At 68.6% G+C, this 26,430-nt stretch carries 24 protein-coding genes; 14 read left to right on the forward strand and 10 right to left on the reverse strand.

All coding sequences use genetic code 11. The features are described 5' to 3' along the window. Positions 1 to 272 precede the first annotated feature (272 nt). The 4 genes from NQK81_RS00530 to NQK81_RS00545 are packed head-to-tail and all read left to right on the forward strand — an operon-like array spanning position 273 to position 5,138. Positions 273 to 1,694, forward strand: coding sequence for a family 2B encapsulin nanocompartment shell protein (locus NQK81_RS00530; RefSeq protein WP_257486515.1), 1,422 nt, complete (start codon positions 273 to 275; stop codon positions 1,692 to 1,694). Continuing rightward, positions 1,691 to 3,079 carry a family 2B encapsulin nanocompartment shell protein gene (locus NQK81_RS00535; RefSeq protein WP_257486516.1) on the forward strand — a complete coding sequence of 463 codons (1,389 nt, stop codon included), beginning with the start codon at positions 1,691 to 1,693 and terminating at the stop codon, positions 3,077 to 3,079. Before NQK81_RS00530 ends, NQK81_RS00535 begins: the two co-directional genes overlap by 4 nt. Positions 3,080 to 3,117: 38 nt before the next feature. After that, on the forward strand, positions 3,118 to 3,981 hold the full coding sequence (locus tag NQK81_RS00540; protein ID WP_126733076.1) for a geranyl diphosphate 2-C-methyltransferase: 864 nt from the start codon (positions 3,118 to 3,120) through the stop codon (positions 3,979 to 3,981). A 26-nt stretch (positions 3,982 to 4,007) separates the two neighbouring features. Beyond that, a complete protein-coding gene (locus NQK81_RS00545) occupies positions 4,008 to 5,138 on the forward strand; it encodes a family 2 encapsulin nanocompartment cargo protein terpene cyclase (RefSeq protein WP_257486517.1) in 1,131 nt (376 codons plus the stop codon). Positions 5,139 to 5,202: 64 nt separating this feature from the next. Here NQK81_RS00545 and ligA read toward each other — a convergent pair whose 3' ends face one another. The 3 genes from ligA to NQK81_RS00560 all read right to left on the reverse strand — a co-directional run bounded on the left by ligA (position 5,203) and on the right by NQK81_RS00560 (position 9,070). After that, positions 5,203 to 7,194: an NAD-dependent DNA ligase LigA gene (gene ligA / locus NQK81_RS00550; RefSeq protein ID WP_257486518.1), complete on the reverse strand. Its 1,992-nt coding sequence runs from the start codon at positions 7,192 to 7,194 to the stop codon at positions 5,203 to 5,205. A 54-nt stretch (positions 7,195 to 7,248) separates the two neighbouring features. After that, complete coding sequence (locus NQK81_RS00555; RefSeq protein WP_126733073.1) at positions 7,249 to 8,346, reverse strand: calcium:cation antiporter; 1,098 nt, start codon at positions 8,344 to 8,346, stop codon at positions 7,249 to 7,251. Between the two features lie 187 nt (positions 8,347 to 8,533). Beyond that, on the reverse strand, positions 8,534 to 9,070 hold the full coding sequence (locus NQK81_RS00560) for a TetR/AcrR family transcriptional regulator (protein ID WP_257486519.1): 537 nt from the start codon (positions 9,068 to 9,070) through the stop codon (positions 8,534 to 8,536). Between the two features lie 76 nt (positions 9,071 to 9,146). Here NQK81_RS00560 and NQK81_RS00565 point away from each other — a divergent pair, with 76 nt between their 5' ends. Further along, the gene (locus tag NQK81_RS00565) at positions 9,147 to 10,607 is read left to right on the forward strand and encodes an aldehyde dehydrogenase (RefSeq protein WP_257486520.1); all 1,461 of its coding nucleotides are present in this window, start codon (positions 9,147 to 9,149) and stop codon (positions 10,605 to 10,607) included. On the opposite strand, the gene NQK81_RS00570 is transcribed toward NQK81_RS00565, so the two are convergent. After that, positions 10,579 to 10,830: a hypothetical protein gene (locus tag NQK81_RS00570; protein WP_192744192.1), complete on the reverse strand. Its 252-nt coding sequence runs from the start codon at positions 10,828 to 10,830 to the stop codon at positions 10,579 to 10,581. The genes NQK81_RS00565 and NQK81_RS00570 overlap by 29 nt on opposite strands. Positions 10,831 to 11,164: 334 nt before the next feature. On the opposite strand from NQK81_RS00570, the gene NQK81_RS00575 reads away from it, so the two are divergent. After that, on the forward strand, positions 11,165 to 11,596 hold the full coding sequence (locus tag NQK81_RS00575) for a hypothetical protein (RefSeq protein WP_257486521.1): 432 nt from the start codon (positions 11,165 to 11,167) through the stop codon (positions 11,594 to 11,596). 208 nt (positions 11,597 to 11,804) lie between these two features. On the opposite strand, the gene NQK81_RS00580 is transcribed toward NQK81_RS00575, so the two are convergent. The 3 genes from NQK81_RS00580 to NQK81_RS00590 form a co-directional block, all read right to left on the reverse strand. Further along, positions 11,805 to 13,268, reverse strand: a complete 1,464-nt coding sequence (locus NQK81_RS00580; protein WP_257486522.1) for a trypsin-like serine protease — start codon at positions 13,266 to 13,268, stop codon at positions 11,805 to 11,807. A 123-nt stretch (positions 13,269 to 13,391) separates the two neighbouring features. After that, positions 13,392 to 13,793, reverse strand: a complete 402-nt coding sequence (locus tag NQK81_RS00585; RefSeq protein ID WP_257486523.1) for a hypothetical protein — start codon at positions 13,791 to 13,793, stop codon at positions 13,392 to 13,394. Positions 13,794 to 14,312: 519 nt separating this feature from the next. Beyond that, positions 14,313 to 15,353 (reverse strand): DUF2891 domain-containing protein, encoded by a 1,041-nt coding sequence (locus NQK81_RS00590; protein WP_257486524.1) that lies wholly within the window; start codon positions 15,351 to 15,353, stop codon positions 14,313 to 14,315. A gap of 37 nt (positions 15,354 to 15,390) precedes the next feature. Here NQK81_RS00590 and NQK81_RS00595 point away from each other — a divergent pair, with 37 nt between their 5' ends. Beyond that, a complete protein-coding gene (locus NQK81_RS00595; protein ID WP_257486525.1) occupies positions 15,391 to 16,074 on the forward strand; it encodes a class I SAM-dependent methyltransferase in 684 nt (227 codons plus the stop codon). Positions 16,075 to 16,079: 5 nt separating this feature from the next. Here the strand turns inward: NQK81_RS00595 and NQK81_RS00600 are convergent, their stop codons facing one another. After that, the gene (locus tag NQK81_RS00600; protein ID WP_257486526.1) at positions 16,080 to 16,541 is read right to left on the reverse strand and encodes a nuclear transport factor 2 family protein; all 462 of its coding nucleotides are present in this window, start codon (positions 16,539 to 16,541) and stop codon (positions 16,080 to 16,082) included. An 89-nt stretch (positions 16,542 to 16,630) separates the two neighbouring features. Between NQK81_RS00600 and NQK81_RS00605 the strand changes: the two genes are divergently transcribed. Continuing rightward, a complete protein-coding gene (locus tag NQK81_RS00605) occupies positions 16,631 to 17,197 on the forward strand; it encodes a TetR/AcrR family transcriptional regulator (protein ID WP_257486527.1) in 567 nt (188 codons plus the stop codon). A gap of 227 nt (positions 17,198 to 17,424) precedes the next feature. Here the strand turns inward: NQK81_RS00605 and NQK81_RS00610 are convergent, their stop codons facing one another. Continuing rightward, positions 17,425 to 18,423 carry a glycoside hydrolase family protein gene (locus NQK81_RS00610; protein WP_257486528.1) on the reverse strand — a complete coding sequence of 333 codons (999 nt, stop codon included), beginning with the start codon at positions 18,421 to 18,423 and terminating at the stop codon, positions 17,425 to 17,427. A gap of 193 nt (positions 18,424 to 18,616) precedes the next feature. On the opposite strand from NQK81_RS00610, the gene NQK81_RS00615 reads away from it, so the two are divergent. Genes NQK81_RS00615 through NQK81_RS00640 form a run of 6 tightly spaced genes read left to right on the forward strand, consistent with a single transcriptional unit; the run spans position 18,617 to position 25,911 of the window. Next, complete coding sequence (locus NQK81_RS00615; RefSeq protein ID WP_257486529.1) at positions 18,617 to 19,618, forward strand: LacI family DNA-binding transcriptional regulator; 1,002 nt, start codon at positions 18,617 to 18,619, stop codon at positions 19,616 to 19,618. Between the two features lie 8 nt (positions 19,619 to 19,626). Beyond that, entirely contained in the window at positions 19,627 to 21,249 is a 1,623-nt protein-coding gene (locus tag NQK81_RS00620) for an FAD-dependent oxidoreductase (RefSeq protein ID WP_257486530.1), read from the forward strand. 24 nt (positions 21,250 to 21,273) lie between these two features. Next, positions 21,274 to 23,412 carry a hydantoinase/oxoprolinase family protein gene (locus NQK81_RS00625; RefSeq protein WP_257486531.1) on the forward strand — a complete coding sequence of 713 codons (2,139 nt, stop codon included), beginning with the start codon at positions 21,274 to 21,276 and terminating at the stop codon, positions 23,410 to 23,412. After that, a complete protein-coding gene (locus NQK81_RS00630) occupies positions 23,409 to 23,921 on the forward strand; it encodes a hypothetical protein (RefSeq protein ID WP_257486532.1) in 513 nt (170 codons plus the stop codon). Before NQK81_RS00625 ends, NQK81_RS00630 begins: the two co-directional genes overlap by 4 nt. A gap of 2 nt (positions 23,922 to 23,923) precedes the next feature. Beyond that, complete coding sequence (locus NQK81_RS00635; protein WP_257486533.1) at positions 23,924 to 25,195, forward strand: transporter; 1,272 nt, start codon at positions 23,924 to 23,926, stop codon at positions 25,193 to 25,195. Beyond that, the gene (locus NQK81_RS00640; protein WP_257486534.1) at positions 25,192 to 25,911 is read left to right on the forward strand and encodes an alpha/beta fold hydrolase; all 720 of its coding nucleotides are present in this window, start codon (positions 25,192 to 25,194) and stop codon (positions 25,909 to 25,911) included. Before NQK81_RS00635 ends, NQK81_RS00640 begins: the two co-directional genes overlap by 4 nt. Here the strand turns inward: NQK81_RS00640 and NQK81_RS00645 are convergent. Continuing rightward, positions 25,898 to 26,422 carry an SMI1/KNR4 family protein gene (locus tag NQK81_RS00645; RefSeq protein ID WP_257486535.1) on the reverse strand — a complete coding sequence of 175 codons (525 nt, stop codon included), beginning with the start codon at positions 26,420 to 26,422 and terminating at the stop codon, positions 25,898 to 25,900. The two genes, NQK81_RS00640 and NQK81_RS00645, sit on opposite strands and share 14 nt — an antisense overlap. Between the last annotated feature and the right edge of the window lie 8 nt (positions 26,423 to 26,430).

The raw sequence follows: 26,430 nt of genomic DNA on the forward strand, positions 1-26,430 counted from the left end.
GGAGTCCCGGCGTGCCCCGGCATGACACCTCAGCACAATTGCTGGCCCGATTGCGTGGCCACGGGAAAACGTCGTGTCACGTTTCCAAAAGGTTTCCCGTACAAAGGGAATTCGGCATTCGGGTGGCCTTGTCGCATTACCTGAAAGTGCGCTTGTGCGGGAAAAACCCCTTGCTATGTTGATCGTGCGGGGCCGCACTTCGGGGCATGACCGGCGCGCCGCGAATTGTGGATCTTGTTTGTTCACACGACTATCGAAGGGTGGACCTTGCTGTGACCGTGACCGAATCGGACACTTCCGCCGAAGGTGTCCAGGGGCCGGAAAATCCGCAGCTGAGTTTGGGCAGGGCCGCCGCGCGCAACCTGGCGACGACCACCAAATCCGTTCCGCAGATGCAGGGAATTTCGTCCCGGTGGCTGCTGAAATCGCTCGAATGGGTTCAGGTGAACGGCGGTGCCTACCGGGTCAACCGGCGGCTGAACTACGCGGTCGGTGACGGACGGGTGACCTTCTCGAAGGCGGGCGCCGAGGTGAGCGTGATCCCGGCGGAACTGGGAGAACTGAAGCCACTCAAGGGATATGACGACGAAGAGGTGCTCGCCGAACTCGCCCGCCGATTCGAACAGCAGGAAGTGGCGGCCGGCGACGTGCTGGTCGAATTCGGGCACCGGGCCGACCGGGTCTACCTCATCGCACACGGCAAGATCACCAAGACCGGCCCCGGTCACTACGGTGACGAGACCGCGCTCGGCGTGGTCAAGGACGGTGACTACTTCGGCGCGCAGACCCTCGTCTCCGACGACGGCATCTGGGAATTCACCGCCAAGGCGACCACCGCCTGCACCGTGCTCACCCTGACCCGCCAGGACTTCGAGCGCGTACTGGAACAGTCCGAATCGCTGCAGGCGCAGATCGAACAGGCCGCACAGGACTCCGGGCGCGCCAACGACTTCGGCGAGGCCGAGATCGACATCTCCTCCGGGCACGACGGCGAGCCGCTGCTGCCGGGCACGTTCGTCGACTACGAGACCTCGCCGCGCGAGTACGAACTCAGCGTCGCCCAGACGGTGCTCCGGGTCCACAGCCGGGTGTCCGATCTCTACAACCAGCCGATGGACCAGACCGAACAGCAGTTGCGCCTGACCATCGAGGCGCTGCGTGAGCGGCAAGAACACGAAATGATCAACAACAAGGACTTCGGCCTGCTCCACAACGCCGACTTCACCCAGCGCATCGCGACGCGCACCGGTCCGCCCACTCCGGACGACTTCGACGACCTGCTCGCGCTGGTGTGGAAGGAACCCGGCTTCTTCCTCGCGCATCCGCGCACGATCGCCGCGTTCAGCCGCGAGTGCAGCAAACGCGGGATCTACCCGACCGGCACCGATCTCGGCGGGCACAAGGTGCCGTCCTGGCGCGGCGTGCCGATCCTGCCCTGCAACAAGATCCCGGTCAGCCAGACCAGCACCAGTTCCGTCCTGCTGATCCGCACCGGCGAGAAGAACCAGGGCGTCGTCGGCCTGCGGCAGATCGGCCTGCCGGACGAATACGAGCCCGGCCTGAACGTCCGGTTCATGGGCATCTCGGAGCAGGCGATCATCTCCTACCTCGTCAGCACCTACTACTCCGCGGCCGTCCTCGTTCCGGACGCGCTCGCCGTCCTCGAAGCCGCCGAACTCGGCCGCGAAGGATGACCGCCACGACGCCGGAGGCCGACCGGCGGCTCAGTCTCGGCCCCGCCGCCGCGCGCAACCTGGCGACGACCACCAAGACGCGGCCGCAGATGCAGAGCATCACGCCGCGCTGGCTGCTGAAGATGCTGCCCTGGATCGAGGCGTCCGGCGGCACCTTCCGGGTGAACCGGCGGCTGACCTACGCGATCGGCGACGGGCGGGTGAGCTTCACCAACGTCGGCACCGAGGTCCGGGTCGTCCCGCAGGAACTCGCGGAGTTGGCCCTGCTGCGGGGTTTCGACGACGAGGACACGCTGACCGCGCTCGCCGACCGGTTCGTGCAGCACGAGTACCAGCCAGGCGAGACCATCGTCGGTCACGGGTCTCCGCTCGACGAGGTGGTGCTGGTCGCGCACGGCAAGATCGCCAAGGTGGTACCCGGCGAGTACGGCGCCGAGGCCTCGGTCGGCAGCATGGCCGACGGCGACCACTTCGGTGACGAAATGCTCGCCGGCATCGACCGGAACTGGCCGTTCACCGCGAAGGCCGTCACGCCGGTCATCGTGCTGACCTTGCGTGCGGAAGACTTCGCCGACCTCAACGGCCGGTCCGAGGCGATGCGCCGCCACGTCCAGGACATGCTGGCGCACAAGGGAAAGCCGCAGAACGCCAAGGGTGAGGCCGAGATCGGGATGTCGTCCGGGCATGACGGCGAGCCACTGCTGCCGGGCACGTTCGTCGACTACGAGATCTCGCCGCGCGAATACGATCTCGCGGTCGCGCAGACGGCGCTGCGGGTGCACACCCGGGTGACCGATCTCTACAACGGGCCGATGAACCAGTTCGACGAGCAGCTCCGGCTGACCGTGGCGGCGCTGCGCGAGCGGCAGGAGCACGACCTGATCAACAACCGCGAGTTCGGGCTGCTGCACAACGCCGACCTCAAATCGCGGTTCCAGACGCGGTCTGGTCCGCCGACCCCCGACGACATGGACGAACTCGTCAGCCGTCGCCGCAAGACGAAGTTCTTCCTCGCCCATCCGAAGGCGATCGCCGCGTTCGGCAGGGAATGCACCCGCCGCGGTCTGTATCCGGAGGGCACCACGGTCGACGGCAAGATCGTCGGCGCGTGGCGCGGGGTGCCGCTGCTGCCCTGCGACAAGATCCCGATCACCGAGCGGGGCACGTCCTCGATCCTCGCCATGCGGACCGGTGTCGAGGACAACGGTGTGATCGGGCTGCACCAGACCGGCCTGCCCGACGAGTACGAGCCGGGCCTGAACGTGCGCTTCGACGGCATCAACGAACAGGCCGTCGCCTCCTACCTGGTCAGCACCTACTACTCGGCCGCCGTGCTCGTTCCGGACGCCCTCGGTGTCCTGGAGAACGTCGAGGTCGCGCGGTGACCACAACGAACAACAACGCTCCAGAAAGGACCACACACGTGACCATCGCCCGTACTCCCGCTCCTGCCAAGGTGCTGCGCACCGAGTACCAGAAGTCGGTGGCGTCGTACTGGAACAAGGAGAAGGACCCGGTCAACCTGCGTCTGGGCGATGTGGACGGGCTCTATCACCACCACTACGGGGTCGGCGAAGTCGACTGGTCGGTGCTGGAGGGCCCCGAGAACACCCGCGACGAGCGGATCATCGCCGAAATGCACCGCTTGGAGACCGCGCAGGCGGACGTCCTGCTCGATCACCTCGGCGACGTGAAGCCGGACGACCGGCTCCTCGACGCCGGCTGCGGACGCGGCGGGACCAGCATCATGGCCAACGCGCGGTTCGGCTGCCACGTCGACGGCATCTCGATCTCGGAGAAGCAGGTCGAGTTCGCCAATCACCAGGCCGAGATCAGGGGCGTCGCCGACCGGGTGCGCTACCACTTCCGCAACATGCTCGACACCGGCTTCGAAACCGGCTCGCGAAAGGCGATCTGGAACAACGAGAGCACGATGTACGTCGACCTCCACGAACTCTTCGCCGAGCACGCGCGGCAGCTGGAGTTCGGCGGGCGGTACGTCACCATCACCGGGTGCTACAACGACGTGACCGGTGGCCGGTCCAAGGCCGTCGCGCAGATCGACCAGCACTACACCTGCAACATCCACCCGCGCAGTGAGTACTTCAAGGCCATGACGGCGAACGGCCTGGTGCCGATCTCGGTCGTGGATCTGACGCCGGACACGATCCCGTACTGGGAGCTGCGGGCGAAGTCGTCGGTGGCGACCGGGATCGAAGGGCCGTTCCTGGACGCCTACCGCGAAGGCAGCTTCCACTACCTGCTGATCGCCGCGGACCGCGTCTGATCCCGCGAGACCATCGGAGCGAAGCGATGACCGAACAGGGTGCGCTCGCCACACTGCTGGCCGGTCCGAGCGGCCTGGGCACGTCCGCCGCCCGGCTCGCGTCCCGGCTGACCGCCGTTCCGCAGGCGGCTCCACCGCCTGCGGAACCCGCTCTCGACCCGGCGTACGCCTACCGGCCGTGGGGTGACGGGTCGGCGCCGCCGCTGTACTGCCCCGTCACCGAACGGATCAACGACCCGCTCGCCGAGGAGGTCGACCGGCGCCTCGTCCGGTGGGCGGGGGAGTGCGGGTTCGACGAGGAGGAGTGCGAGCAGATCGGGAAGGCGGGCTTCGGCAGGCTGGTGATGCTCGCCCACCCGGACTGCGAGGATCCCGACAGGCTGCTGATCTCCGCGCGGCTCAACGCCGCGTGGTGGGCGGCCGACGACCTCTACGCCGACGACACCTCCCTCGGCGCCGTGCCTGCCGAGCTGCCGCCGAAGCTCGCGCTGGCGATGGCGGCGATGGACCCGGTGCCGTCGTTGGGTGAATTCAGCCGCGATCTCGACGAAACACTGCGGAACGACCGGGTTCTGGTGGCGCTGGGCTCGGCGACGGACTTCCTGCGGCGATCCGGGACCGCCGCGCAGGTCCAGCGCGTCTGCTACTCGACCTTCGCGATGTTCGTGAGCTGGACCGCCTACGCCGCTTGGCGCCACAGCGGGAAATACCCGCCGGCGTGGGAATACCTCGCGGCGAGGCAGCATGACAGCTTCTACACCTCGATGACGTTGATCGACGTCCTCGGTGGCTACGAACTGACCTCGAACCTGTACTACGACCCCCGGGTCCGGGAGGCGGCGATCCAAGCGGGGACGGCGTCCGTGCTCGTCAACGACGTGCACTCGGTCACCAAGGATCTGGAGGACGAGTCGCCGCCCTGCAACGCGGTCCTGCTGATCGCCGACGACCGGAAATGCTCGATCGAGGAGGCCACGGCGATCACCGTCGAATTGCACAACGACGTCGTCCGGGACTTCCAGTCCGCGCACGAGAAGCTCAGCGCGGTTCCTTCCGCCGAACTGCAACGGTTCCTACGCGGGTTGCGAGGGTGGATGGGCGGCGGTTTCGAATGGCACTCGACGAGCCCGCGGTACCGGACGAAGCCCAGCGTTTAGTCCTCTGGATGCGGTAGTTCGCGACACGAACTTCCGCATTCAGAGGACTAAACGCGGAAGGAGGCTAGACGACCCCGGCCTCGATCAACTGACCCCAGACCACCCCTTGGTCCACGACCTCGACTTCGAGTTTTTCGGCCTTGGTGAGCTTGCTCGCCCCGACGTCGGCGCCGGTGATCAGCATGTCCGTGTTCGCCGAGACCGAAGACGCGATGGTCGCGCCCGCCCGTTCGCACAGCCGCTGGAAGGTCGGGCGCGGCACCTTCTCGCCGGAGCGGGGGTCGCTGATCGAGCCGGTGACCACGACCGTCTTGCCCTCCAGCGGCGCACCGGCCGCGACGACCGGCGGCAGGTCTTCTTCGCGTACGTCCAGCGAGACTCCGACCTCCCGCAGCCGCTCGAGCTCGGGACGAAGCCGGGTGAGGTGCTCGATCAGGGACGCGGCGACCTTGGGACCGATGTCCTCCACGGCGACAAGGCCTTCCTCGCCGGCGTCGGCGACGGCTTCCAGCGAACCGAACCCTGCCCGGCACAGGCGCGCGGCGGTGCCCTCGGAGGCCATCGGGATCGCGAGCCCGATCAGCGCCCGGCGCAGTCCGACGGCCCGGCTCGCGTCGATCGACTCGATCATGCGGCTGGCGGAGATCTCGCCGATGCGGTCGAACTCCAGCAGCTTTTCCTTGGTGAGGCGATAGAAGTCCGACGGGTGCTCGAGAATCCCGGCCTCGGCGAGCCGCTCGATCCAGACCCCGCCGATCGCGTCGATGTCCGCGGCCGCGCGCGACGACCAGTGGATCAGCCGCCGGACGGTCTGGGCGGGGCAGGCGACGTTGGTGCAGAACAGTTCCCGGCTGTTGCCCTGTTCGGTCAACGGTTCTTCGCACGACGGACAGACCGACGGCGGCACGATCTCCCGTTCCTCGCCGGTGCGTTTGGCCGCGTCGAGAACGCCCGCCACGAACGGGATCACGTCGCCCGCGCGGCGTACCAGCACCGTGTCGCCGATCTTGATGCCGCGGGCCTTGATCACCTCTTGGTTGGCCAGCGTCGCCCGGGTGACGGTGCCCCCGCCGACGAACACCGGCTCCAGCCAAGCGACGGGCGCGATCTTGCCGGTCTTGCCGACGTCCCAGACGACATCGGCGAGCACGGTCGTCTTCTCCTCGGCGGCGAATTTGAACGCCAGCGCGCCACGCGGTGAGCTGGACCTGGTCCCGGCCGCGGCGTAGGCGTCGCGATCCGCCAGACGCAGCACCGCACCGTCGAGGTCGTAGTCGAGCTCGTTGCGCTGCTGCTCGATGTTCGTGATGACCGCCTGGGCCGCCTCGGCGTCCTCGCAGTGACGCATGTCGGCGGCGGCGAACCCGAGCGTCCGGAGCGCGCCGTCGAGATCGGTTTCCGCGCTTTCCGGTTCGGTGGAGAGGTCGAAGGCGAAGAACTGGAGGCGCCGCTCGGCGACGGTGGCTGGATCCTTGGCGCGCAGGGTGCCGGCGGCGGCGTTGCGCGGGTTGATCAGCGGCTTGTCCGGGTGGACCTTGTTGTAGGCGGCGAAAGTCGAGCGCAGCATGACCGCCTCGCCGCGGACCTCGACCCGGCCGGGCGCGTCGACCTTGTCCGGGACGCCGTCGGTCAGCGCCCGGACCAGCATGGTCACGTCGTCGCCCGTGGTCCCGTCGCCGCGGGTGACCGCCCTGGCGAGCCTGCCGTTCTCGTAGACCAGCGCCAGCGACAGGCCGTCGAGCTTCGGCATGACGACCACCGGCTGCCCAGGGAACCGGGCGAAGAACGCCTCGACCTGCTCGGGTTTCGTCGCCTTCTCCAGCGACAGCATCGGGCGGGAGTGCCGGATGGGCGCGTGCAGGATGGCGGGCGCGCCGACCTGCTCGAGCGGGTTCGGATCCGGGGCCAGCTCTGGGTTCGCCTCGATGAGCCCGCGCAATTCGTCTTCGATCGCGTCGTAGTCGGCGTCGGCGACCTTCGGCGAGCCACGGTAGTAGGCGTCGCGAAGGACGACGATCTGATCGGCGAGTTCTTGGATGCGGTCCCGAGCGTTCACGGGGCAGAGATTACCCGGGACCACCGACAGAACACCGTCCGAAGAGGACTCGTGTCACGGGCTGACGGCGAGCACCAGGAACGCGGCCAGCAGGACCAGGTGCACCCCGCCCTGCAGCCGTGTCGCGCGGCCGGGGACGACGGTCAGCACGCTGACCGCGATCGTCAGCGCCAGCAGCACGATGTGCGTGGCGCCGAGGCCCAGCATCAGCGGGCCGTCCAGCCAGATCGACGCCAGTGCGATGGTCGGGATGGTGAGCCCGATGCTCGCGATCGCCGAACCGTAGGCGAGGTTCAGGCTGGTCTGCATCCGGTCGCGCCGCGCGGCCCTGGTCGCGGCCAGGGTCTCGGGCAGCAGCACCAGCATGGCGATCACGACGCCGACGAACGACTGCGGGAAACCCGCGGCGCGGACCCCCGCTTCGATCGCGGGCGACTCGACCTTCGCCAGGCCCACGACGGCGACGAGGGCGACCAGCAGCAGCCCGAGGCTGGTCAGGGCGGCTTTGTTGGAGGGTGGCTCGGCGTGCTCTTCCTCCTTGACGGAGCCCTCGCTGTCCACAGGCAGGAAGAAGTCACGGTGGCGCACGGTCTGCGTGAGCACGAAGAGTCCGTAGAGCAGCAGCGACGCTACCGCGGCGAAGGTGAGCTGCGTGCCGTTGAAGGCCGGACCGGGCGTGCTCGTGGTGAACGTCGGCAGCACGAGGCTGACCGAAGCGAGCGTCGCCACCGTGGCGAGCGCGCCGCCGCTGCCTTCGGGGTTGAAGTGCGTCTCGCCGTAGCGGCGGGCGCCGACCATGAGCGAGATGCCGGCGATGCCGTTCATCGTGATCATCACCGCGGCGAACACGGTGTCGCGGGCGAGGGTCCCGGCCTCGGGGCCGCCGGAGGACATCATCGTCACGATCAGCGCGACTTCGATGACCGTGACCGCGATCGCCAGCACCAGCGAGCCGAAGGGTTCCCCGACGCGATGCGCGACCACCTCGGCGTGGTGCACCGCCGCCAGCACCGTGCCGCCGAGCGCGAGCGCGACGATGACCACGGGCACCGGGCCCAGGTCACGGCCCCAGCTCAGCGCCAGCACGACTATGGCGAGGACCGGCATGACGGTGGTCCAGGACACCGGGAATCGTCTGCGCGAAGCGGCCATGCCGTCACCTTCGCACACTCTGCGTGACGTCGCCCCTTCGTGGGGGTCGTGGGTGACGAAGTTCTTAGCGGACATGCTGGACGCGCTCCGCATCGTTGATCGGGCCGAGGTCGTCAGCAGGCGAAGGAGGTCGCGACCCCGTCACGAAGCAACGACGTGGCTCGACGCGATCCTCCTGGAGGGGGCGCTAGCGAGCGCCGACGCCGTTCAGGAACGTCTCGACGAGCAGATCGGCGGCGCGCGGGGCGTCCATGTCCTCCTGCGACGCGAGGTGGAGCAGCTGGATCAGCAGCCGGCCCGCCCAGCCGTTGGGAATGTCCGCGCGGAGGAACCCCTCGTCGGTGGCCCGCTGGAGGAACGTCTCCACCTCGGCGGAAAGCCGGCTCCGGCGGTCCTGGATGGAGGGTTCGGCGCGCATCCGGGTCAGTTCGACCGGCCATCGGCGGTTGACTTCGATGATGCCTTCGACGTAGCGGTGCAGGGCCACGGGAATCGCCGTCTCGGTGAACCGGGCGGCGCTGACGACCTTTTCGACCGCGGTCAGCCGGGAGTCGTAGATGGCGGCCAGGAGTTCTTCGCGCGAGGCGAACCGCCGATAGACGGTGCGACGGTCTACGCCGGCGTCGGCGGCGATCGCGCTGATGGAGGCGGAGGGGTCCTGAGCGAGCATCCGCGCGCCGGTCGTCAGGAGGGCTTCCAGATTGCGGGCGGCGTCAGCTCTCATGCCGGGAATGTATCACGCAGGCGTGGCGTTAATGGGGTTAAGTGCCACTTGGGTGTGACAGTTATGGAGGCAGACGGTGATCACGAACGACAAGCTCTTCGTCGGCGGCGAGTGGACGACGCCGAGCGAGCCGACGAGGCTGGATATCGTGTCCCCACACGACCAATCGGTGCTGGGACGGGTCGTCCAAGCACTGCCCGCGGACGTCGACCGTGCCGTCGCCGCGGCTCGGGCCGCCTTCGACGAAGGTCCGTGGCCGGGGACCTCGCCGGGGGAACGGATCGAGGTTCTCCGGCGGCTGAACGCGTTGCGGGCGGCTCGCGCGGACGAGATCGCGAAACTGATCTCCGCCGAGAACGGCTCGGCTCTCTGGTTCACGCGTGCCGGGCAGCCCGGAGTGGGGCGGATGGCCGTTTCGTATCTGAAGGCGGCCGAGGACTTCGGGTGGGAAGAGACACTCACGCCCTCGGACCCCTCGTCGCCGTTCCGTTCGATCGTGCGTCGCGAACCGATCGGGGTGGTCGCCGCGATCATCCCGTGGAACTCGCCGTTCTCCGCGTCGATGGCGAAGATCGTTCCGGCGCTTCTCGCGGGGAACACGGTCGTCCTCAAGGTCTCGCCCGAGAACTCGCTCAGCATGAGCCTGCTCGCGGACCTGCTGGCGGAATCCGGGCTGCCGGCGGGGGTGATCAGCGTGCTGCCCGCGGACCGGGAGACCAGCGAGTACCTGGTGAAGCACCCCGGCGTCGACAAGATCGCGTTCACGGGCTCGACCGCCGCCGGCCGCCGGATCGCGTCTTTGGCGGGGGAGCGGCTGAAGCGGGTCAGCCTGGAGTTGGGTGGCAAATCCGCGGCCGTGATCCTGCCCGACGCCGTCCTCGAAGACGTGATCGCCGGGCTGAAATTCGGATCGCTGCTCAACAACGGCGAAGCCTGCATCGCACAGACACGGATCCTCGCGCCGCGTGCCCGGTACGACGAGGTCGTCGCCCGGCTCAAGGAGATGATGGAATCGCTCGTGGTCGGCGACCCCGCCGACGAGAAGACCTTCATCGGCCCGATGGTGCGGCCCGATCAGCGGCAGCGGGTGCGCGACTACATCGGCATCGGCGTCGCCGAGGGCGCGCGGCTGGTCACCGGCGGGTCCGAAGTCCCGGCAGGCCTGGACAAGGGCAACTACGTCACGCCGACGTTGTTCGCCGACGTCGACAGCACGATGCGCATCGCCAAGGAAGAGATCTTCGGGCCGGTGCTGGTCGTCATCCCCTACGAGGACGAAGACGACGCGGTCCGCATCGCCAACGACTCCGAGTACGGGCTCTCCAGCGGTGTTTGGTCGGCGGACGAGGACCGCGCGCTCGCCGTCGCACGGCGGATGCGCACCGGGACCGTCACCGTCAACGGTGCACCGATCGGCTTCGACGGTCCCTTCGGTGGCTACAAGGCCAGCGGAATCGGCCGCGAGTACGGCGTCGCCGGCCTCGCCCAGTACGTGGAGCTCAAGACCATCACGAAGGGCGAACGACGGGGATCTTGACGGTGATCCGCTCGTCCGCGGCCACGATCCGCTGAAGGCGGAACCGGCAGAGGGCGTGGAACATCTCGCCCAGCTCTTCGGGGTCGATACGGCCTTCGAGGTCACGTTTACTCGCGTTGAGCACCCGGCTGATCACGGCCGCGGGCACGCGGCCACCGAATTCGCCCATCAGCCAGACACCGATTTCGCCGATCTCGTCCGTGATCGTGCGCTGCGCGGTCATCGGTCGTCCCTCTTCGCGTCGGAGTGTCACGACACTCCGACGGGTGACCGGAACACCCATGACGGGATACCCGCGAGATTGCTCTGCTCGGCCTAACCGCGCGGCGCCGGTTGCACCGAACCGTGCAGCGGGCCGGACCGATCTCCGGGAGAACCCCGATGTGGCCGGCAGCCGGGTGTGCCAGCCTCGAACCTGACCATTGTGGACAGTCAGGGAGGAGGGCGCACGCGTAGTGGCCCCGGCAAGTGATGAAGAGACCACACGATGGATAGCGGAGTTGACGGCTCTCTGTGAGCTTTACCGGTCCGCGGAGGTCGCGGGATCGACGGAGGCGGTGTCACACGCGGGGTGGCACACCGGAGCCCGGATCGGGACGAGTACCGCGGACGGGCGGATGCTGGCCTACCACGATTCGGGTGTCGAGGCGGAATGCGTCTTCCGGGAGGGAGAGCGCACGCTGTTCAACATCATGAGCACCGGTTACGGGAGCGATACCGGCGAGCGCGGGTTCGCGGTGTGGAGCAGACGGCCGGGCGTGCTCGGAGCGATCGACACCGGAGTGACGCGGCTGGAGGTGACCGGTCCGGACGGCGACGTCGTCCAGGCCGCGATCGTGGCGCACACCTTCGCGGTGGATGTGGATCTCGGTCCGGTGCCCCAGACGGTCGACGAGGTTTTCGCCCCGTGGGAGCCGCCGGAGCTGACGGTCCGGGTGTACGGCGAGGGCGACTCGCTGCGGTACGAAGGTCCTCTGCTGACCGCGTGAAGGTAGGTTCGAGTAGCGGCAACGCCCGGAGGACGTCGTGGACCTCTTCGCAGTCCGCCCGGGCAGCCCGCCGTGCTTGAACAGCGAACTCGCGTGCTTGAAGGCGTAACTCGCGTGATTGGAGCCGCATCACGCGAGTTACGGCATTACGGCCCAACGTGTAGGCGCCCTTCGCCACGGCGAAGGGCGCCTACACGTACTTGCGAGGTCAGCCGTTCGGAGTCGTGATCACCGCGAACGTGGAGCCCTGGCTGGCGATCCGTTCGCTGAGGTCGGTGGTGATCGTCTCGATCGGCGCGTAGTTGTTCAGCTCACCGGCCTGGCAGGGGCCCGATCGGGACTGCTGGTTGCCCACGAGGATGCCCAGTGCCGCGTGGTCGGCTTGGCTGAACAGCGGTCCGCCGCTGTCACCCGGACGGGCGCAGAGGTCGGTGTTGATGCCGACGTCCGTGGAGAGGACGCGTCCGCAGCGGGTCCCGACGAGGTAGCCGGCGCCCGCGCCGCTGTCGACGGAATCGGGGTAGTTCACCGCGCTCGACGCCGTCCCGGAGGCGCAGACGACATACCCGGCCTTGATGTCGGCGAGCTTGCGGGCACTGGTGATGTACTCGTCGACCGAGGTGGCCTGCGCGCCGCACGGGGTGTCACCGTTGCTGTCCATACCGCCGTTGCGGCAGTACTTCAGCACGCGGTTGCGGCCGGTCTGGCCTTCGAGCCACTGCGTCGCCGCCGCGTCGTTCACGTACGGCAGGGCCGCGTAGTCGTACGGGTACGAGCTCTTCTCGATCCCGTGCTGCTGCAGCACGTCGTTGCCGTTGTGCTGCGTCGGCGTGTTGTTGGTCTTGGTCCGCATGCAGTGCCCAGCCGTGAGCACCCAGCCCTTGCCGGGGAAACCACCACCGGTGGACCGCAGGTTGAAGCCGCTGGTGCAACCACCCCAGGTGCCGTTGTCGCGCTTCATGTCCAGCCGGAGGCCGCCGCGCATCGGGCCGTAGTTCGTGCAGTAGAGCGGATGACAGAAACCCAGGTCCACGTTCGCCGTGGACAGCGCGTTCGGGTTCTTCAGCACGCGTGAGACGACCATGCCGGATTCCGCCGCCGCGGCCTGGTGCGCGGCGTTCGTCTCGGCGGCCGCGGCCCGCACGGCCGCCTTCTCCTGCGCCACCCAGCCGCGTTCCCAAAGCACGACACGGTTTTCGGACTCGCTCACCGAAGGCAGGTACACCGCGTCCGGGCCGGCGCCGACCTTGGCCGCGACGCGTTCCCTCGCCGCCGTCAGCTGCTGCAACGAGTGCTGGACCTGTTGCGTGCGAACGGCGGAGCGGGCGGGCATCGCCCTCAGATACGGCTCGGCCGCCGAGGGCTTGGTCATCGCCACGACCAGTTGCCCCTTGTCCTGGTCGAGCCACATGCCGCCGTACTCCGCGCCGCGGTCGCGGCGGAGCAGTTCGTCCAGTTTCAGGCTGTCGGTCTGGAGTTCCAGACGCCGCAACGCCTCCTGCTCGCTCACTCGGTAGTTCTCGACCAGATAGCGCATCGACTCCCGCACCGAAGCGGGGTCGAGCGAGGTGTGGAACGACTGCACGGTTTCGGCCGTCGCCGGACTGCCCAGTGCCATGGTCGCTGCCAGCACCGAAGCGGCCAGCGCCCCCAGTCTTCTAGCTCTCCGCACGAGATCTCCTCACATGTCGGCGTTCGCGATCATTCAACCGGACGCCGCCGCGTGCGTGGGGAGATTTTCCGACATTGCCGGGCGCCCCGTGCCCGTGATGCGGCGGGCACGGGGCGCGATTCGCTACAGACTCGGCTCTCGCCGCTGTTTTCCTTGGCGGGACTTGACGATCCAGGCGCAGAAGAGCGTCAGGAGACCCACACTGGTCCCCGCCGAAACCCCGATTTGCGGGCTGCTGATCCTGACGACGCCGACGACGATTCCGCCACCGAGCGTCAGCAGGAGACACATCCGCAGGGTCGGGGCCCAGCCGGCGAGGACTGCCATCGCCAGGCAGAGCCAGCCATCGCGCGCCGGCTCCTTGCGATGGCGTCCCGGTGTCCTCAGGAGCGGCCGCGCCGTGCGGATCATCTCCGCGGACGTCGCGACTCGCCGAACCGGCTTTTCGGCGTGTTCGATGACGACTTTGACCCGTTGGGGCGGCTCGTTGTCTGGTGTCTTCGTGTTGTCGGGCTGTAAGGTCACGACCGTCCTGTCCTTGTTCTAGCGAGCGGGCGAATGGACATCCGCGTGGCCTCCTGTGACAGCAGGGGGCCACGCGTGCGTTACCGGTTCTTGACCGGTGCGGCTGAGGACATCTTGGCGAAAGCAGACTGTGACCGTTCAGTAGTACTGCGTGTGTCTCGATGAACGGTATGCACGCGTCGCTCAACGGTCTGGGTGACCACGAAAACTACTAAAAGTAGTGGGTGGGACCGAATGGACCAGTGCCGCCGGCAGGCCTCCGCGGCCCGGCATCTTGCCTTCCCGGTGTCATCGGGGGCATTTGCGGCGGCAGGGAAGTCCGCAGGTGGAGGCCGACGTCGATGTGTTCGCGCGTCGCGTTCTCGCATTGTGCGAAATGCTGATCGCAACTGCCGAGTACAGTCGAACTTCGCCCAACGTCGACAAGATTCGAGCATCCGTGCTCACGGTGGGTTCACTCGAACAGGCGGGTGTCCGCCCGTAGTCGCCTCGCTCGGCTCACCAACAGCGAGTGACTGCTCAACCGAGCAGGAGGAGCGCGTAGTAGGCGAGGAAGTGTTCGACCATGTAGGCGCCGCCGGCGGTCTGCGCGAGCGAAGCGTGGGTATGAGCGTGTGTGCTTTTGAGGATGGCAGGGATCCGGTCGTCCTGGTCGGGGAGTGCGGCCGCGATGCGGTGCCAGCACCACGCCCGGTGCAGGTTGAGGCCGTGCAGATGGGCGAGTTGTCCGTCGGAGGTGTCCGTCACGGTCGCCGGGGTGAAGAGGGGCGTGGGTTTCCGTTCCGCGATGCCAGGAAGGAAAGCGTCCAGCCAATCCGCCAACTCGGCCGCGGGCATCAGGCGGGAGATGAGCTCCGCCTCGGCGAGGGCGGGGGACAGGAAGTCGGCTCCTGACGGTTCCCAGGATCCGGGGTAATCGCGGTCGGATCCGAACCAGCGCCAAGCCGTCTCGACGATGAGGCGGTGCAGCCGCGGGTCGCCGTGGTCGGCGAGGTACTCCGCGTACGGAAGAGCGCGGGACAACCCGAACGCGCCGTTGTCATGCACCCCGTACCGAATCGGGTAGGTGGCATGGGGAAGCCAGTCGAGGTAGCGGTTCACGAAGACCGCGCTCAGCTGATGCAATCCCGCTGACCAGCGCGTGGCGTCCGGGTCGTCCCAGGTGGCGACTTCGCAGGTGAGTTCCAGCAGTGCCGACCAGCCGTACGGGCGCTGGGTGTTCCGCTGCTCCTCAGGGGCGAAGTAGGAGATCTCGCCTGAGAGCGCTTCGGCGGTCAGGTGCTCGCCGAGAAGGCCGCGGATCTCGTCGGCGGGCACGAGTTCGTGGTGATGACGGAGCAAACGCACGAGGACCCAGAACATCTCCACGCAGGAATGCCAGTCGAAACTGCCGTAGAAGCACGGGTGCGACAGTTTCGGCGAGCGAATGGGCACGCCTTCGAGGTGCCAGTGGCTCTCGTGGTGCGGATATTCGCGTACGACGTTCGTCAACGCCGTCCTGGCGAGCGCGCCGGCATTCGACTTCAGCAGCCTGCCGCGTTCGGTGTCCCATTCCGTCATCGGACCGCCCCCTCGCTCACGAGGTTACGATGCGGGAGTGGACGAACGACCGATCACCACGGCGCAGCGCAACTTCCGGCGGGTCGCCGAAGAGCTGGAAAGCATGGGGACCCAGGATCGTTTCACCTACATCTTCCGCTCCCGGTTGTGGAGTTCCTCCTCGGTCTCCGGGCCTGGTTCGGAGTCGGTCCAGACGCGGGAACTGAGCGACCGGCTGCCCGCCCTCCTCGATCGTTTCGGCGTGCGCACCCTGCTCGACCTGCCGTGCGGCGACTACGGCTGGCTCAGTGAAGTGGGCCTGGATCTCGACCGGTACATCGGGGGCGACATCGTTCCCGACCTGATCGAGATGAACGCCGAACGGTTCCGGGACGACCCGGTCCACGAGTTCCGGGTGCTCGATCTGACCGGTGATCCGCTGCCGCCGGCCGACCTCGTGTTGTGCCGGGATTGCCTGGTCCATCTCAGTTTCGCCGATATCGGGCGGGCCCTGCGCAACCTGCGGCGGAGCGGTTCCCGGTACCTGTTGACCACGACCTTCACCGAACTGCGGACCAACACCGACATCGTGACCGGCGACTGGCGGCCGTTGAATCTGTGCCGGGAGCCGTTCGGGTTCCCGGAGCCGCTGGCCGTGCTGGTCGAGGGGTGCACCGAGGAGGACGGCGCCTACGCCGACAAGTCCCTGGGGTTGTGGGAGATCTCCGCGATCACGGACTGAACGGCTCACCGGAGCGGGAAGTCGGCGCCGTGTTCCTCCTGCGGGCGCGGGCCGTGGATGCGCCGGTCGCTTTCGGAGATGGCGACGTCGTTGATGCTCGCCTCGCGACGGCTCATGAGACCGTGCTCGTCGAACTCCCACAGTTCGTTGCCGTAGCTGCGCCACGACCGGCCGGCCTGGTCGCGCCATTCGTACTGGAAGCGGACGGCGATCCGGTCGTCGGTGAACGTCCAAAGGTTCTTGCGCAGCGCGTAATCCAGTTCCCGTTCCCACTTCCCGGTCAGGAACGCGACGATCTCTTCGCGGCCTCGGACGAAGGTCTCCCGGTTCCGCCAGACCGAATCCGGCGTGTACGCCGACGCCACCTTGCGGGGGTCCCGGGTGTTCCAGGCATCCTCTGCCGCTTGGACCTTCCGCAGTGCCGTCTCGCGCGTGAACGGCGGGCAAGGCTGGCGTACTTCGGTCATCGTCGAACCTCCTCGGGTGGAGAACGTGCGTTCTCTACGTCTGACACCTACGATAGGGAACGACCGTTCTCAACGTCAAGGGAGACCCGATGCCGGCCGCCGTCACCGAGGAGCAGAACCGCGTGGATCGCGAAGCCCTGCTCGATGCCGCCGAGAAACTCTTCTACGAGAACGGCATCCAGGCGGTCGGCATGGACCAGGTCCGCGCGGCGTCCGGCCTGTCACTCAAGCGCATCTACCGGTTCTTCGAAGCCAAGGAAGACCTCGTGGTGGCGATGCTCAGACGTCGCGATGAGCGCTGGCGGGGCAGCCTGGCCGCCCATGTGGACCAGGTCGCGGATCCCCGCGAGCGGGTGCTCTCGGTCTTCGACTGGCTTGCGGAGTGGTTCGCCGAACCGGGTTTCCGCGGTTGCGCCTGGATCAACGCCCACGGCGAACTCGGCTCGTCGTCCGAGGCGGTCCTGGCTGAGGTACGAGCGCACAAGCAGGCGTTTCGCGAGCAGATCGACACCTGGGTGCGGGCCGCGGGCGGGTCGGTGACCGAACCGGTCTACCTGCTCGCCGAAGGGGCCATCGTGACGGCGGGAATCAGCGGTGATCCGGCGCCCGCGCGTCAGGCGCGAGAGGCGGTCGCGGCACTGCTCGGGCGCCCGTGACCGAGGGTGTCTTACGTACCTACTGGCTTCCGGCCGCCGTTGATCCCGGGCCCGGTCTGTGGAGGCCCGGGGGGGGTTGCGAAAGCCACTTTCGCAACGTTGAAGGTTGCGAAAGTGGCTTTCGCAACCCCCCGGCCGTGGCCAGCACCCGGCAGAACCGCGGTACCGAGTGGCGCTGGTCTCGTGAGTGGTAGGGACGGTTAGAACCGTCCCTACCACTCACGAGGTCAGACCGCCCGAGCGATCGCGATCGAGCCGTCCAGGCGTGCACCGGCTTCGTAGAACATGTACTCCTTGCCGTTCATGGTCCCGAACGACGGAGCCGCGCAGCGCCCGTTGTCCGGTGCGCCCGGCAGAGGAGCGTGGAAGACGCCGAGATGCCTGCGCTTGCTGAAGTCGTTGCCGACCTCGGTGATGAGCATGTTGCCGCCGGCTTCGATGTTCTCGTGGTAGATCACGTACGTCGACGTGCCGCGTTGCGCGATGGTCGGCGCGCCGATGTTGCTCGCGCCGACCTCTTCGGGGCGGATCAGCGGCGTCTGCGAGAACGTCCAGTTCCGCCCGTCGGCGGACCAGCCCCAGCCGATCGAACGATGGTTGCTCCTGTCGTTGATCATGAAGACCATCACGTACTTCGCGCCGCGTGACGGCAGGCTGTGCCGGAACACCCGTGCGTAGGAGGCTTCGGTGGTGCCTGCGGGCAACATCGAGGTGGACAGCACGACCTTGTCGTAGGTGAAGTGGATGCCGTCCTTCGACCGGGCGAGCCGGGTCGTGGTGTTCTCGCCGTGGAAGTACAGCCACAGTTCGCGCGCGTCCTCGTTCCACAGCACGTGTGACGACGAGACGTGCGAGACGTCGTAGTGCGGTTTCCAGGTCCTTTTGACGATCGGGTTGTTCGCGTATTCGGTGAAGGGACCCTCGAGGCTGTCGGCGTAGGAGAGGCAGATGCCGCCGGGAGCGTCGTGCGGCGCGTAGTACAGGTAGTAGCGGCCCAGCGGGTTCGCGACCCGGCCCGCGACACCGCGGATGCACGGGAAGATCAGTTCGCCGGTCGGGTTGTACTTCAATTTGCTCTTGTCGAACGCGGTGCGCAGGAACCGGTACTCCGGGAATCCGGCCGGCGTCGCGGCCGCGGACCCGGCGCCCAGGACGGGTATCGCGGCCAGGCCGAGGCCTACTCCGGCGACTCCGCGCAGAGCCGCGCGTCGGGACAGCTCGGTCATGCGGACACTCCCTTTCGTCGGCGTTGACGTGGTCGTCCAACCATTCGGACTGCACGAGGGCAGCGTCAAGGAGCTAATACGTATTAGTCCTGATCAGCGGCGATACCGGACAGGATGCGCCGGTTTCCTTGATTTCGCCGGATCCCGCACAGATGCTCGGCTAAACCGCATTAGCCCACATCGAGGAGCCGGAATGGCAGCAGGACACCGTCCGCCGCGGCAGGCGGACATCGCCCGCATCGCCGGGGTGTCGCAGGCGACCGTCTCCGTGGTGCTCGGCGGCAACCGCTCCGTGCGGATGGCCGAGTCGACGCGGCAACGGGTGATGGAGGTGGCGCAGGATCTCGGCTACGTGCCGCATCCGGTAGCGACCCGGCTCGCGCGCTCGCGCTCGAACCTGCTCGGTCTCTACACGTTCCGCAGCGCTTTCCCGACCGACGAGGCCGACACCTACCACCCGATCCTGTCCGGAGTGGAGGAAGAAGCGGCCAAACTCGGCCAGGACCTCATCCTGTTCACCGGCACCAGCGGACCGGGCGCCCGGCAGGAGGCCGCGATCCGCCGCACCCGGCTGGCCGACGGCTGCCTGTTCTTCGGCAGGCACGTTCCGGAAGGTCCGGTGTCCCGGCTCGTCGACGACGGCTTCCCGTTGGTCTACATCGGACGGCGCCCGGAGCTCGGCGGCCGGATCCCTTACGTCGGCGCCGATTACGTGACGGCGTCCGCGCTGGTGCTGCGGCGCCTGCTCGATCTCGGTCATCGCGAAATCCGGTATGTGCGCGAGGCGGACGAGGCACCGTCGTCGGAAGACCGGCAGCGCGGAGTGCTTCGCGCCGCACCGCGGACGGGCGTCGTCCGGTTGCAGGGTCCGGAGATCACCGCGACGACCGTGCGCGGCTGGATCGCCGACGGGGTCACCGCCGTAGTGGTGGAGGGGACCGACACCGGTACGGCGTACCGCGCTGTCCGGCGTGCCGTCGACACCGCCGGACTGTCCACTCCGGACGATCTCTCGCTCGCGGTGCTCGGCGGCCCGCCCGGGGTGAGCGGTTTCGAGGTCCCCATGCGGGAGATGGGCAGACGCGCGGTGCGGCTGCTGGTCGACCTCGTGACCGAAAAGACGACCGCGCCGCAGCAGCTGCTGCGGTGCCCACAGGTGGACGGCGCACAGGTCGGCCCACCACGATCCCGATAGGACGAACCATGTACGAACTCGGCACCGAGATCCTCGTCGCGGGCGGCGGGGTGGGCGGCGTCGCCGCCGCGCTCGCCGCCGCCTCGGCGGGGCATCACGTCGTGCTGACCGAGGAGACCGACTGGCTCGGCGGTCAGTTCACCGCACAGGCGGTTCCCCCGGACGAGAACCCGTGGATCGAGCGCTTCGGTGGCACGGCGACGTATCGCGCCTTCCGGGAGGGCGTGCGTGACTACTACCGGCGGAACTATCCGCTGCGCGCGGAAGCGGCGGAGTTGACCGACCTCAACCCGGGCGCGGGCCGGGTCAGCAAGCTGTGTCACGAGCCGCGTGTGGCGCTCGCTGTGCTGGAGGCGATGCTGGCGCCGCACCGGGCCGCCGGACGGCTCACCGTGCTGCTTCGTCATCGGCCGGTCGCGGCGGAGGTGAGCGGTGATCGGGTCGACGTCGTCACCTTCGAGGGACCCGGTGGGGAGCGCACGGCGGTGCGTGCGCGGTACGTGCTCGACGCGACCGAGAACGGCGATCTACTGCCGTTGACCGGTACCGAATTCGCGATCGGCGCCGAAGCCCAGTCCGACCACGGCGAACCGCACGCCCCGGAACACGCGGATCCCGGCAATCTCCAGGGGATCACCTACTGCTTCGCCTTGTCGCACCACGCGGGTGAGGACCACACGATCGACCGGCCGGCGATGTACGGCTTCTGGCGCGAGTACCAGCCGGACTTCTGGCCCGGCCCGCTGCTCGGCTTCCTCGCGCCGGATCCGCGTTCGCTCGCGCCGGTCGGCCGCACCTTCGATCCGAACCCGGACACCGATCCGCTGGCGGTGAGCGCGGACCAGAGCGCCGACGCCGGTGACAAGGAGCTGTGGGGTTTCCGCCGGATCCTCGCGCGCAAGCTGCACCAGCCGGGCGCCTTCGACTCCGACATCACGCTGGTGAACTGGCCCCTCAACGACTACTGGCTGCGGCCCGCGGTGGAGATCGACGGCGTGAGCACCGCCGAGGACGTCGCGCTGGCCCACCACGAGGCCAAGCAGCTGTCGTTGTCGGTGCTGTACTGGTTGCAGACGGAGGCACCGCGGCTCGACGGCGGCACCGGATTCCCCGGCCTGAAGCTGCGCCGGGACATCGTCGACACCGACGACGGGCTGGCCAAATCCGCCTACGTGCGTGAAGCGCGGCGGATCCGGGCCGTGACGACGATCGTCGAGCAGGACGTTTCGCTCGACGTACTCGGGCCGACCGGCCGCAAGCGCCGCGAAGACTCCGTGGGCGTCGGCAGCTACCGGATCGATCTGCATCCCTCGACCGCGGGCGACACCTACGTCGACGTCCCGAGCGTCCCGTTCGAGCTGCCGCTCGGCGCGTTGCTGCCCCAGCGGATGCGGAATCTGCTGCCCGCGGGCAAGAACATCGGCACGACCCACATCACCAACGGCTGTCACCGGCTGCACCCCGTGGAGTGGAACGTCGGCGAGGTCGCCGGCCACCTCGCCGGATTCGCGGTGCGCGGAGGCGGCGAGCCGCACGCGGTCCGCGAGGACCCGGCGCGGTTCGAGGAGTTCGCCCGGCTGCTGGACCGGGCCGGCGTCGAGCGGCGCTGGCCGGAAGTCCGCGGTTACTGACCCCCATTCACCAGGAGGTGGACGATGACGTCCAAGCCCACTCCGGTCCGCGTCGGCATCGATGTCGGTGGCACGTTCACCGACGCCGTCGCCGTCGACGCGCGCACGTTCGCGTTGCTCGGCCAGGTCAAGGTCCCGACCAGCCATGACCACGAAGACGGCGTCGCACACGGCATCCTGGAGGCATTGGAAAAGCTCCGCGCCGACGTCGGCATCGGCGCGGAGGACGTGTCGTTCCTCGCACACGGCACCACCCAGGCGACCAACGCGTTGCTGGAAGGCGACGTGGCGACGGTCGGGATCGCCGGGGTGGGCACCGGTTTCGACGCGTTCGCCACCCGGCGGCTCGCGGCCTTCGCGAAAATGGAGCTGGCACCCGGGCGGAAACTCCCGGTGCGGTTCGCGCCGGTGCGTGAGCTCTCCGGCGCGGGCGAAGCCGTCGAGGATCTGGTCCGCCAGGGGGCGGAGGTGATCGTCGCCGTCGAACCGTTCAGTGTGGACGATCCGGCGGGGGAGCGGGCGGTGGCGGCCGCCGCACGGGAGCGGGACGTGCTCGCCACGGCCACACACGAGATCACCGGCCTGTACGGACTCACGAAACGCGCCCGCACCGCGGTGCTGAACGCGGGGATCATGCCGCGCATGGTGACGACCGCCGATCTGGTCGAGTCGAGTGTGCGACGGGCCGGCGTGACCGCGCCGTTGATGGTGGTGCGTGGCGACGGCGGGGTCATGTCGTTGCCGGAAATGCGTCGAAGGCCGCTGCTGACGGCGTTGTCCGGGCCCGCCGCCGGAGTCGCCGGCGCGTTGATGGGGGAGAAGCTCAGCGAAGGGCTGTTCCTCGAAACCGGCGGCACGTCGACCGACATCAGCGTGGTCCGTCGCGGGCGAGTGCTCGTGCGGCACGCCCACCTCGGCGGACACGAGACGTACCTGCCCGCCCTCGACGTGCGCACGATCGGTATCGGCGGCGGTTCCCTGATCCGGTTCTCCGGACGCGCCGTGACCGACGTCGGCCCACGCAGCGCGCATATCGCGGGCCTGCCGTACGCGTGTTTCGCGCCCGCTTCGGCGCTGGAGAGAACGAAACTGATCACCGTCTCCCCACGGCCGGACGATCCGGGTGACTATGTCGCGCTGGAAACGGCCGACGGCAAGCGGTACGCGCTCACGCTGACGTGTGCCGCCAACGCGCTCGGCATCGTGCCCGCCGATTCCTACGCGCGTTCGGAGGCGGAATCCGCGCGCCTGGCGCTGGCGCCGCTTGCCGAAGCGATGGGCACGTCGGGTGAGGAAGCCGCCCGGACGGTGATGCGCCGGGCGCTGAAGCCGGTGCGCGCGGTCGTCGACGAACTGATCCGGGAGTATCGGCTGGATCGGCCGACCCTCGTCGGCGGCGGAGGCGGCGCGGCCGCGGTCACCCCGTTCCTTGGCGAGGATTCCGGGCACGAATGGCGGATCGCCGCGCACGCGGAAGTGATCAGCCCGCTCGGCGCCGCGCTGGCACTGGTCCGGGAGTCGGTCGAGCGGATCGTGCCCAGCCCCACCAACGCCGACATCCTCGCCGTACGGACCGAGGCCGAGGCCGCCGTCGTGGCGCAGGGTGCCGACCCTGCAGGTGTCGAGGTCGACGTGACGGTCGACCCGCAGCGCAACCTGGTGCGCGCGGTCGCCACCGGCGCGACCGAGCTGCGCACCAAGGATCGCTCGTCCACAGTGGACGACGAGGCGGTCGGAACCGCCGTCGCGCGCAGCATCGGTGTCGGACCGGATCGGTTGAAGCGCGTCGCGAGCACGGCACACCACCGGGTCTTCGCCGCGTCGGCCCGGCGGCACGGAGTGTTCGGCCGGTTCACGAAACCGGTCCAGCATGTGCGGGTCGTCGACGGCGAAGGCGTGATCCGGCTGCACGGTGCCGGGGCTGTCGTCGAGACCTCCGACGCCGGTGCCGCCCAGGCACGGCTGGCAACGCTCGCCGATCAGCACACCCGGTACGGCGACGGCGGTTCCCGCGCTCCGGCGGTGTGGTTGCTGGTGGGACCCAAGATCGCGGACCTGTCCGGCGTGCTCGACCGGGACCAGCTGCTCGCGCTGGCCGGGGCCGAGCTGAAGACCCGCGCGAGTGACGAGCCGGTCGTCGTGATCCTGCAGGATCGCCGATGAGCGACGTCGATCTGGCGGTCGGCCTGCTGCGCGCGACGCCCACCCACGAGAACCGTTCCGACGGACAACTGCGTACCTGGGCGGAGATCGCGCTGGCCTACGGTGACGAACTGGCCGAGGGCGACGATTCCGGCGACGTCCAGGTCGTGGAGCGTGAAGGCGGCGTCAGCGACGGTGAACTGGTGCTCGCCGAGCATCAGCGCGGCTCCGTCGTCGTGTACACCGACGCCTTGCGCCGAGTCGAAAAGCTGGCACGAGCACGCGGATGGCCGATCACGCGGGAAGCGCTGCGCCGGGCCGCCGTGGCACACGAACTCGCCCACCACCGGCTCGACGTGCGCGAGCTGAACCGGCGGCTCGGGCATACCGCGTTCCGGCTCGGACCGCTGCGCCTGCGCGGCCACGTCGCCGGCGCGGAAGAGATCACCGCCCACCGCTTCGCCCACCACCGCAGCGGCCTGGCCGTCAGCCCGCTGCTCATCACCACCGCGCTCGCGGGAGGGAACTGATCATGGGAATCGCGATTCTCGTCCTGATGGCGGTGGGCGTCGTGCTCATGCTCACCCGCGTGCTGCCCACGGCGTTCGCGCTGGTGCTGCTCGCACTCGGCATCGCCGTACTCGCCGGAGCGCCCCTGACGGGCGCGAAGGACAGCATCCTGACCGGAGTGCTCCAGACGGGCTCGGCGACGCTGGCGTCCACGATGATCGCCGTCCTGCTCGGCTCCTGGCTCGGCACACTCATGGACGAGACCGGTATCGCCGGCACCCTCGTGCGGAAGATCGTCGAGTTCGGCGGGGAACGGCCGTCGGTCGTCGCCCTCGGCGTGTTCGCCGTGTCGATCCTGTGCGGCAGCATCACCGGTTCGGCTCCGGCGGCCATGCTCGCGGGCGTCGTCGGCATCCCCGCGATGATCGCCGTCGGGGTCAGCCCGGTCGCCGCCGGTGGCACGGTGCTGATGGGCATCTCTGCTGGCGCACCGCTCGAACTGGCCGTGTGGCAGTTCCTGTCCGACGCGCTGGGGGCGCCGGTCTCCGACGTGAAGTCGATCATGATCAAGCTGTTCCCGCTCGCGCTCGTCGGGGGCATCGCCTACGTCCTCATCCAGACGCGGCACGGCGCCCGGCACACGTGGGCGGTGAAACTGGAGCGGCCGAAGGCGCGCGTGCGCCGCGGCGACGCACCTTGGTACGCGCTGCTTTCGCCACTGTTGCCCATCGTGCTCGCGCTCGGGTTCGCGGTGCCGATCGTGCCGTCCCTGCTGGCCGGGGTGGTCTACGCGCTGGTGACGACGACGAAATGGGGCGAGCTCAGCGGACGTGGCCTGCGCTCGCTGTACAAGGCGTTCGACGTCGCGGCGCCGCCGATCGTGTTGTTCGTCGCGATCGGGATGCTGCTGGCCGCCGTGAAACTCCCCGGCGCGAAGGGCGCGCTGACGCCGATCGTGGCGGCGATCAGCCCGTCCGGGGCGGTGTGGTTCGTCGTGGTCTTCGCGGCGCTTGTCCCGCTGTGCCTGTTCCGCGGCCCGCTCAACGTGTTCGGGCTCGGCGCCGGTGTCGCCGGCGTGCTGGTCACCGGCGGCATCTACCCGCTTCCGGCCGTCGTCGGCCTGATGGCGTCCTACAACCAGGTGTTCAGCGTCTCCGACCCCACCAGCACCCAGACCGTGTGGGCGTCCCAGTACGCCGGAGTGCGTCCGGAACGCGCGATGGTCTCGACGCTGCCGTACACCTGGCTGGTCGGATTGGGCGGCATGGTGCTCACGGCGGTGCTGTACCTGTGATCACGACGTCCGACGGGCTCCGGCTCGACAGTGTCCGGCACGACGGCGGCCCGGAGACGGTCGTGCTCGTCCACGGCATCACCGCGGACCTCGACGAGAACGGGCTCTTCACCGAGCTCGCGCCGAGGCTCGCCGCCGCGGGATTCACGGTGCTGAGGTTCTCCTTCCGAGGGCACGGCCGTAGTGACGGGCGGCCGAGGGACATGACCGTCGCGGGCGAACTCCTGGACCTGCGCGCCGCGGTGGACGGGCCGGTTTCGGTGGTGGCGTCGAGCTTCGGTGCCGTCAGCACGGCACTGTCGCTGGCGTCGCTGCCTGTGCGAAGGGTGGTGCTCTGGCAGCCGGTGCTCGACCTGCGGCGGACCTTCCTGGAGCCGGAGCTGCCCAGGGGGATCGCGCTATACTCGGATCGTGCTTCGTTGGCACAGAACGGGTTTCTGGACATCGAAGGCCGGTTCGAACTGGGCGCGGCGCTGTTCGAGGAGTTCGCCCACCTCGACCCGAGGGGCGCCTTCCTGGCGTCCAGGATGCCCGCGCTGGTCGTCCATGGTTCGGGGGACGAGCACGTTTCTCACGAGATCGCGCGGGAAACGGCCCTGGCGCGGGCCGGGACGGATTGGCATTCTCTGGCGGGCGCGGGACACGGGTTCGGGGACTCGGCGGAAGAGGCGCTGGACGTCACCGTGCGGTGGCTTTCGCGGGTCAAGGCCGGCTGAGCCGCTCATCCATCTCGTCGAGGATCTCGGCCACGCTCGCCCAGTCGGACCGATAGATCCCTTCACTGGCGTACCACTCCATCACGCAGCCGTGGTGCTCGCCTGCCCGCAGGTCGACGCACAGCAGGCCTCCGTCGATCGCCCGGCCGATGGGGAGGTTCGCCGTGCAGTAGGGGAATCCGTCCTGGCCCGCCTGCTTGTGGTGCGTTCCTGCCGGGTTACAGCAGCCAGGGTCCGGGTACCGCGACTGCCTGGCGTACTCCTCCTCGGCTCGCGCCACCGACAGGGGCAGGTAGCCCTTCGGGATCAGGTCTTCGGCTCCGCGCACGCGCTCGTCGTCGACGCCGTCCATGAGGGCCCACCAGGTGAGCAACTCGGGCGGGAGTTCGAGGCCGACGCGATCTCGCAGGCGCGCGACGTGCGCGGCCGGCGCCGGAGGCCGGATTTCGCGCGCGATGGCGGGTGCGTGTTCGGACAGCAAGGCCATGATGCGCCGCCACGTCGCTTCCACCGGAGCAC

Origin of the sequence: Amycolatopsis roodepoortensis, from assembly GCF_024628825.1 — a bacterium.
Taxonomy (GTDB): Bacteria; Actinomycetota; Actinomycetes; order Mycobacteriales; family Pseudonocardiaceae; genus Amycolatopsis; species Amycolatopsis roodepoortensis.

What these genes read in the sequence shown, in the direction of transcription:
- NQK81_RS00610 (WP_257486528.1), bottom strand. Translation starts at nt 18,423, where the DNA reads ATGACCGAGCTGTCCCGACGCGCGGCTCTGCGCGGAGTCGCCGGAGTA.
- NQK81_RS00625 (WP_257486531.1), top strand. Translation starts at nt 21,274, where the DNA reads ATGACGTCCAAGCCCACTCCGGTCCGCGTCGGCATCGATGTCGGTGGC.
- NQK81_RS00635 (WP_257486533.1), top strand. Translation starts at nt 23,924, where the DNA reads ATGGGAATCGCGATTCTCGTCCTGATGGCGGTGGGCGTCGTGCTCATG.
- NQK81_RS00545 (WP_257486517.1), top strand. Translation starts at nt 4,008, where the DNA reads ATGACCGAACAGGGTGCGCTCGCCACACTGCTGGCCGGTCCGAGCGGC.
- NQK81_RS00535 (WP_257486516.1), top strand. Translation starts at nt 1,691, where the DNA reads ATGACCGCCACGACGCCGGAGGCCGACCGGCGGCTCAGTCTCGGCCCC.
- NQK81_RS00620 (WP_257486530.1), top strand. Translation starts at nt 19,627, where the DNA reads ATGTACGAACTCGGCACCGAGATCCTCGTCGCGGGCGGCGGGGTGGGC.
- NQK81_RS00605 (WP_257486527.1), top strand. Translation starts at nt 16,631, where the DNA reads ATGCCGGCCGCCGTCACCGAGGAGCAGAACCGCGTGGATCGCGAAGCC.
- NQK81_RS00630 (WP_257486532.1), top strand. Translation starts at nt 23,409, where the DNA reads ATGAGCGACGTCGATCTGGCGGTCGGCCTGCTGCGCGCGACGCCCACC.
- NQK81_RS00555 (WP_126733073.1), bottom strand. Translation starts at nt 8,346, where the DNA reads ATGGCCGCTTCGCGCAGACGATTCCCGGTGTCCTGGACCACCGTCATG.
- NQK81_RS00570 (WP_192744192.1), bottom strand. Translation starts at nt 10,830, where the DNA reads ATGACCGCGCAGCGCACGATCACGGACGAGATCGGCGAAATCGGTGTC.
- NQK81_RS00615 (WP_257486529.1), top strand. Translation starts at nt 18,617, where the DNA reads ATGGCAGCAGGACACCGTCCGCCGCGGCAGGCGGACATCGCCCGCATC.
- NQK81_RS00560 (WP_257486519.1), bottom strand. Translation starts at nt 9,070, where the DNA reads ATGAGAGCTGACGCCGCCCGCAATCTGGAAGCCCTCCTGACGACCGGC.
- NQK81_RS00600 (WP_257486526.1), bottom strand. Translation starts at nt 16,541, where the DNA reads ATGACCGAAGTACGCCAGCCTTGCCCGCCGTTCACGCGCGAGACGGCA.
- NQK81_RS00590 (WP_257486524.1), bottom strand. Translation starts at nt 15,353, where the DNA reads ATGACGGAATGGGACACCGAACGCGGCAGGCTGCTGAAGTCGAATGCC.